General features: G+C 56.7%; 6 protein-coding genes, 1 pseudogene and 1 riboswitch. Of the genes and pseudogenes, 1 reads left to right on the top strand and 6 read right to left on the bottom strand.

What is annotated here, in order from left to right:
* The 5 genes and pseudogenes from AC0B60_RS18535 to thiC form a co-directional block, all read right to left on the bottom strand.
* Positions 1-120 (bottom strand): annotated as a pseudogene (locus tag AC0B60_RS18535) (contractile injection system protein, VgrG/Pvc8 family); the annotation flags it as partial.
* 108 nt (positions 121-228) lie between these two features.
* Positions 229-1,035 carry a 3',5'-cyclic-AMP phosphodiesterase gene (gene cpdA, locus AC0B60_RS18530; RefSeq protein WP_465087347.1) on the bottom strand — a complete coding sequence of 269 codons (807 nt, stop codon included), beginning with the start codon at positions 1,033-1,035 and terminating at the stop codon, positions 229-231.
* 195 nt (positions 1,036-1,230) lie between these two features.
* Positions 1,231-1,716 (bottom strand): DUF1249 domain-containing protein, encoded by a 486-nt coding sequence (locus tag AC0B60_RS18525; protein WP_007154643.1) that lies wholly within the window; start codon positions 1,714-1,716, stop codon positions 1,231-1,233.
* Between the two features lies 1 nt (position 1,717).
* The gene (locus tag AC0B60_RS18520; RefSeq protein ID WP_465087346.1) at positions 1,718-2,335 is read right to left on the bottom strand and encodes an NUDIX domain-containing protein; all 618 of its coding nucleotides are present in this window, start codon (positions 2,333-2,335) and stop codon (positions 1,718-1,720) included.
* Positions 2,336-2,457: 122 nt separating this feature from the next.
* Positions 2,458-4,335, bottom strand: a complete 1,878-nt coding sequence (gene thiC, locus AC0B60_RS18515; protein WP_465087345.1) for a phosphomethylpyrimidine synthase ThiC — start codon at positions 4,333-4,335, stop codon at positions 2,458-2,460.
* A gap of 74 nt (positions 4,336-4,409) precedes the next feature.
* Positions 4,410-4,524: riboswitch (TPP riboswitch) on the bottom strand.
* A gap of 158 nt (positions 4,525-4,682) precedes the next feature.
* On the opposite strand from thiC, the gene AC0B60_RS18510 reads away from it, so the two are divergent.
* Entirely contained in the window at positions 4,683-6,062 is a 1,380-nt protein-coding gene (locus AC0B60_RS18510; protein ID WP_465087344.1) for a TolC family outer membrane protein, read from the top strand.
* Positions 6,063-6,140: 78 nt separating this feature from the next.
* On the opposite strand, the gene waaA is transcribed toward AC0B60_RS18510, so the two are convergent.
* The gene (waaA, locus tag AC0B60_RS18505) at positions 6,141-7,409 is read right to left on the bottom strand and encodes a lipid IV(A) 3-deoxy-D-manno-octulosonic acid transferase (protein ID WP_465087343.1); all 1,269 of its coding nucleotides are present in this window, start codon (positions 7,407-7,409) and stop codon (positions 6,141-6,143) included.
* Positions 7,410-7,510: the final 101 nt, after the last annotated feature.

Below are 7,510 nucleotides of genomic sequence, written 5' to 3'. Positions count from 1 at the left end.
CAGCTTGCAGTAGCAGAGCCTGGAAAGGTACTCGGTCAGTTCAAAGCGGGCGACCACGAACAGGTCTTTGGGGAGTTGGCCAAGGGTGGCCGTGAACTGCAGTCCGGTTGCCTGGGGCATGTCTTCGGTCCCTGAAGAAGTAAATGTCTCTTGCTCGTCCTGAGCGAAGACTGAATTATATACGCAATAAGGCAGTCATTAACAGGCCGCCTGCCGATCTGTAACCAGCTAATATCCGGTGCTGTTGCTATCCAGCTCGAACACAAAATCCGTCGCGCGGGCGACTTCGGTGGTAAATTCGCCCGACGGCAGCAATTCAAACCATCGATACCCCGGGGCCTTATCCTCCACCGAAAATTCCACGGAGCCGGCTGTAAACTGTATGCAGGTCGACGGCGTCGCCAGCAGGCGGGCCCCCTTACGGGTCTGATCCAATTCCTGGTGGATGTGCCCCCAGAGGACGATTTTCACCTGTGGGAAACGATCCATCACTTCCCAGAACGCGTCACGATTGCAAAGACCGATCGGTGACATCCAGCGGGTATCGATTTCAACCGGATGGTGGTGAAGAGCGACCAATGCTGGCAGGTCGGGATGCTCACTCAGCGTCCTCTCCAGGAACGCCAGCTCTGACTCCGCCAGTTCGCCAAATACTTTTCCGGGAACCGAGGTATCCAGCAACACAAACTGCCACCCACCCTGGATAATATGGCGCTGATTGGCCTGCCGCTCGGCGGCGATACGGGATAGCAGTGGCGAGTCGTCATGATTGCCAGCCATCCAGGACGAGTCACACCGGAAGACCTTCAATTTGTCGCCAAACAGGCGGTAGGCTTCTTCGCTGGCATCCTGAGCGATATCACCCGTGGCGAGGATAAGATCCGGCTGACCATGTTCCTGGAGTACCTGAGCGATAACCGCGTCGAGGCTGTCTCTAGTATTGACGCCCAACAGCTCACCCGCCGGATCAGCCATCAGGTGCGGGTCAGTCAGTTGTAGCACCCGGAGGGCACGCTGGTTGTCGTTCTCTGTCATGGCACTCGTGGTTCTTGCGTTTGCGCAACACACACCGGTGAAGCAGACCTACTGGCAGGTTATTGAGTTTTTCCGCCGGCATCCAGAATATTCATCACATTCTGTTCAGGCTTTCCCAGACAATTGCCTGTTTTGACAACTCTCGCACAGTCTACGCGCACTTTATGCCATTGGGTGCAGGGCAAACATACAACCTTAGTCCACGCCCTCTCCGGCGGACCAAGCGGCATGTTCCATCGGCAGGTGGCCAAAACGCAGACAGTAATCCAGCCAGTCGGCCAGGAAGCTGTTAACCTGAACTTTCTCGTCCGGGTGGTGCATGAAGCGGTTCGGGTAATCGTTCACCGGCGCAATCTGTCGGTCGCGGTAACAGCTGATGACCTCTGCCATGGTGGCATCGTGGTAGACCCGAACCGTCAACTGAGGGTTATTCAGCCAGCGACCGGAGTTGTGCACCTGTTCAAGCAGCAGGGTTTCCGTAAATTTCGTGGTTTGCAGCACTTCAATGCGAACACGGCCCAGGTACTGGTCCTCACGATGAAGCTCGAATTCACAAACGGGGCGCCCCTTGGCCTCAAGCCTCCGCAGGCGGTGAAGTCGCATGTAATTGCCATCACACAGCGCGCCGAAACGTCTTAGATCCGGTACGTAGCGCCGGGGTTTCATGACCCACTCTGTCATATCAGCTCCAACCTTCCCGCAATCGCGGGCGATTCAACTGCAACCACTGCAGCGCGATGATCGCGGCAGCGTTATTGATACGTCCATCATAAATCATTGCGATGGCTTCGTCGGCGCTAAATACGTGAGCACGGATATCCTCGTGTTCATGTTCCATGCCGTAGAGACCACCAGCGGACTCGGTGCTGATGCGACCACAGTACAAGTGGATTAGTTCCGTGCTTCCACCAGGAGACACGAGGTAGTCGCAGATCTTGTCCAACGGCTTGAACGTCAGGCCGGCCTCTTCCTGGCCTTCTCGCTGGGCAACGTCTTCAGGTGCCTCACCTTCCTCGTTCATGCCTGCTACGAGCTCCAGTAACCAGGGCGACTGCTTTCGGCCAAGAGCGCCGAGGCGGAATTGTTCGAGAAGAACGACTTCGTCGCGATCGGGATCGTAGGGTAGTACGCAGGTGGCGTCGCCACGGATGAAGAGTTCGCGGGTAAAGGTGGGCATTTGCCCGCCGTCAAAGCGCGGGTGCGTCAGCCAGAGCTTGTCCATGCGGAAGAAGCCATGGAATACGGTTTCGCGTTTTTCGATTTTTACGTCGCGGTCTTTAAACTGGAACGGTTCGGTCATTTGAGATCTGTTTTTGAGAACGATTCTGAACGATAGCCGGAATATCGGGGCTACTGCAAGCTTGGGCCGGGGTGGTGGCCCCGGCTCAAACTCCAGTCAATCCAGGCTAAAGCTCAACTAGACTAAACCTTGTCATAAAGCTTGGACCCAGACTCCACAAACTCCCGAGACTTCTCCTTCATTCCGGCATCCACCGCCGACACCTCGTCGAGGCCATTTTCCTTGGCATACTCCCGAACTTCCTGGGAAATCTGCATGGAACAGAACTTCGGGCCGCACATGGAGCAGAAGTGTGCCACCTTGGCCGAGTCCTTGGGCAAGGTTTCGTCGTGGAAGGCGCGAGCGGTGTCCGGATCCAGGCCGAGGTTGAACTGATCTTCCCAGCGGAACTCGAAGCGGGCTTTGGACAGCGCGTTGTCGCGGATCTGGGCACCGGGGTGGCCTTTTGCCAGATCAGCGGCATGGGCTGCGATTTTGTAGGTGATGATGCCGGTTTTCACGTCATCCTTGTTGGGCAGGCCCAGGTGCTCCTTTGGGGTGACGTAGCAAAGCATGGCGCAACCGTACCAACCGATCATCGCCGCACCGATGCCCGACGTGATGTGATCATAGCCAGGGGCAATGTCGGTGGTCAGAGGCCCGAGGGTGTAGAATGGTGCCTCGTCACAGCATTCCAACTGCTTGTCCATGTTTTCCTTGATCAGCTGCATTGGCACGTGGCCCGGACCTTCAATCATGCACTGGACGTCGTGCTTCCAGGCAATTTTGGTGAGTTCTCCCAGGGTTTCCAGTTCGCCAAACTGGGCTTCGTCGTTGGCATCTGCAATGGAGCCGGGGCGCAGGCCGTCACCGAGACTGAAGGCCACATCGTAGGCTTTCATGATTTCGCAGATGTCTTCGAAGTGCTCGTACAGGAAGCTTTCCTGGTGGTGAGCCAGACACCACTTGGCCATGATGGAGCCGCCGCGAGACACAATGCCGGTAGTACGCTTCGCCGTCATAGGTACGTGGTGCAGGCGCACGCCAGCGTGGATGGTGAAGTAATCCACGCCCTGCTCTGCCTGTTCAACCAATGTGTCGCGGAAGATTTCCCAGGTCAGGTCTTCGGCCGCACCGCCGACTTTTTCCAATGCTTGGTAGATCGGCACGGTGCCGATGGGAACCGGCGAGTTGCGGATGATCCATTCGCGGGTTTCATGGATATTCTTGCCGGTGGACAGATCCATGATGGTGTCAGAGCCCCAACGGGTGCCCCAGGTGAGCTTTTCGACTTCTTCCTCAATGGAAGAACTGACCGCCGAGTTGCCGATGTTGCCGTTGATTTTCACCAGGAAGTTGCGGCCGATGATCATCGGTTCTGTTTCCGGGTGGTTGATGTTGTTGGGAATGATCGCCCGGCCGCATGCAACTTCGTCCCGTACAAACTCAGGGGTGATTTCCTGGGGCAGAGACGCTCCAAATGATTCGCCTGGATGCTGATCTTTCAGGAGCCCCTGATCCCGGGCCTCCTGCAGTTTCATATTCTCGCGAATGGCGATGAATTCCATTTCCGGCGTGATGATCCCCTGTCGGGCATAGTGCATCTGACTGACGTTCTTGCCGGGCTTGGCCTTCAGCGGCTTACGCTCGTCCATAAAACGCAGTGGGTCCAGCAGTGGGTCTTTCATACGGCGACGCGTGAATTCAGAGGTGTAACTGGATAGCTGCTCAACGTCTCCACGCTCCTCGATCCAGGCGGAGCGTATGGGTTTGAGCCCTTTACGCAGGTCAATGGTTGCTTCCGGGTCGCTATATGGGCCGGAAGTGTCATAAACGGCCACCGGCGCATTTTTTTCGCCGCCCATGTCCGTCGGCGTGTCGCCCACCGTAATTTCCCTCATGGGCACCTGAATATCAGGTCGGCTACCCTGTACGTAGATCTTTCGGGACTGGGGCAGCGGCTTGGTGGCTGCAGAATCGACTTTTGCTGAATCGCTGAGATAGGAAGGTATTGTTGTCATAGTGCGTCCCCGGGTTGATTAGGTATACGGGTCGCGCATGACGGGCAGTGATCACAGAGCGGTTCTGTGTCGTTGCAGCATATTGTCTCAAATCCCTACGCCGGTATTATCCGGATCAGGTTGCGGGTTCTGCCTGGCAATCTCAGCCGGCGGTCAGATGTTCTGACGCCAGCACCCCGTCAAGACGCGAAATCAATGTAATTGACACTTACAATCAGTGCCGACTGCAAGTGTAGAGCTCAGGCCGATTATTGTCCATAATGGCGAGCCTGAAACGCTCAATGGTTATCTGAACATATGTGGCCAGGTATTCCAACACGCCGGGTGATTCACTAACAGGAGACATCATGAAGAAACGACTGCTTTCTGGGCTGATTGGACTGCTCGCAGCCCAGCCTGCACTATCCATGGATCTGGTTGAGACGTACGAGAAAGCACTCTCCTATGATTCCGGCATTGCAACCGCCCGCGCCACTTTTGAAGCTCAGCAGGCAGCAAGCGACGTCAGTCGTAGTAACCTGCTGCCTCAAATCGGTGCCTTTGGTGAAGCCAGCCACACCGATGTGGACGGCCCCAGCCAGGACGCTGCCTACAAAACCTACGCCTACGGCGTCGAGCTGACCCAACCATTGTTCCGCGCCGACACCTGGTTTAATTACGACGCCAGCAAGTTCCAGACCGAAGCCGCTCAGGCCGAATACAACCTGGCGCAGCAACAACTGATACTTGATGTCGCGACCGCCTATTTCAATGTTCTCAGGGCAGCAGACACCCTAACCACGGCCCTCGCTACCGAGGCGGCCATTCAGCGCCAGTACGAGCAAGCACAGGAGCGCTTCGATGTCGGGCTGATTGCCATTACCGAAGTGTACGAAGCCCGTGCCAGCTATGACGACAGCAAGAGCCAGCGTATCGCTGCGGAGAGCGACCTGGATATCGCCCGCGAACAACTGGCCCGACTGACCGGCGAATACACCGAAGAACTGAATAACCTCCGCCGAAATTTTCCCCTCGGCCGCCCGGACCCCATGGACCCTTCAGCTTGGGAAAACACCGCCCTGGGCCAGAACTGGCAGATCCAGTCAGCCCTTTATGACCTGAACACCAGCGAGGCGAACCTGAAAAGTGCGAAAGCCGGTCACCTACCTACACTGGATTTGAATGCGTCCTACGGCAACACGGAGATCGACGGGCTGGAGCAGCCAACCCTGACACAAGGCCAGCGCGACGGCACAACCACCGAGGGCCGTATCGCCCTTACCCTCAACGTTCCCCTGTATATGGGCGGCGGAACCCAGGCCGGTGTGCGACAGCAGCGCTCCCAAGTGACTGTGGCAGAGCAGTCGCTGGAAACTGTGCGACGGGATGTCCGGGTAAACACGCGCAGCCTGTTCCGTACCGTGAATACCAACATTGAGTCTGCCTCTGCGCTGGAACAAACCATCATTTCCCGCCGCAGCGCACTGGACGCCACCCGCGCCGGTTACGAAGTGGGTACACGGAACATCGTGGAAGTATTGGATGCGGAACGGAACTATTACGTGGCGCTGCGTGACTTTGCCAATGCCCGTTACGACTACGTGATTAACACCCTGAACCTGAAACAGGCGGCCGGCACTCTCAGCCCTCAGGATCTCGTGGACTTGAACAATTGGTTGAGCGCATCAGCGCCTGGGATTGAAGCCATGGCCAACGAGCAGGAAACTATAGACAATCCTTCCCAGTAGTTTAACTCAAACCAAACCGGGCTGGGGCAAGCTGCGATTGCAGTGTCCCAGCCCCATCTATAACGTCACAATCACACTTTAGACCCGCTCAACAATCCCATCGACCACTTTCTCGAGCGCACCACGGTTGGCATTCACAACCGCCAGCGCATTGTGACCCGCCTTTTGCGCAGAAGATTTGTCCGAAAAGAGATTAACGACGCACTGGGCAAGAGACTCCGCCGAATCCGTAATATACAGCCCTGCCCCTGCATTAAGGCGGTCATATATGGTTTCAAAATTGAATATGTGCGGGCCGGAAAGCACGGGTATACCCCAAGCGGCTGGCTCCAGCGGGTTGTGTCCGCCACGCTCAATCAGCGAGCCGCCCACAAAGGCCACATCGGAGGCGCCGTAAAGCATTAGCAATTCACCCATGGTGTCACCGAGATACACCTTGCTCCCTACCTTTCCGCCCCCGACACTTCCTGACTGGGACCGACGGACAAGAGAGAGCCCCATGGAGTCAGTGAGTCTGGCCACATCATCAAAACGCTCTGGATGCCGCGGCACGATCATCAACAATGCACTCGGGAAATGCTGGAGGATTTTCTGGTGGGCTTCCAGTATCTGGCGATCCTCACCTTCATGGGTACTGGCCGCAATCCATACCGGGCGGTCAGCGCCCAACGCCTGCCTTAAGCCCGAAGACTCCGTACGGACGTCGTCTGAGACCTCAACATCAAACTTGATGCTGCCGGTCACCGACACCGATTTCGGCGTGGCCCCAATGCGCAGGAACCGACCAGCGTCTTCCTCCGCCTGCGCGGCTATCCAGCTGATACTGCGGAGCAGTGGACGAACCAGTGAGGCCACCCGCTCATATCCCCGCGCGGAGCGGCTGGAGAGGCGCGCATTAATCAAAAAAATGGGCACTTGGCGTTGGCGGCTAAGAGCAATCATATTAGGCCAAAGCTCGGTTTCCATAATCACAAGAGCCCGGGGCCTTACCCGGTCAACGAAACGGCGCACCGCACCCGGCGTATCATAAGGCGAGAACGCATAGCGCACCCGGTCACCGAACAAAGCCCTGGCACGGGCCGAACCGGTGGGAGTCATCGCAGTCATCAATATGGGAATATCAGGGTTACGCCTCAGCAAGGATTTCACCAGGGGTGCGGCAGCAATGGTCTCACCCACCGAAACGGCATGAACCCATATGACCGGCTCGTCGAAGTCCTCCACGTACCCCAGACGCTCCTGCCAACGTACGAATGCTTCAGGATTGGTACGCCCGATCCACCACAATCGCAGCAGCACAAACGGCAGCGCAATGCGGAAAAAAAGGGAGTAAAGAGAATGAAGCATGGTAACTCCGGCCGGGTCGATGCGGCGGTCATTCTACATAAAGCGGTGGCCGGCGTCTGCGACCCGGAATTCATGATTTTCCGCAACTTGCGGATATTGCG

It is taken from the genome of Marinobacter sp. V34, assembly GCF_055524115.1.
Note: the sequence above shows the minus strand (reverse complement) of the source record. Positions and strands in the feature narration are given on the sequence as shown.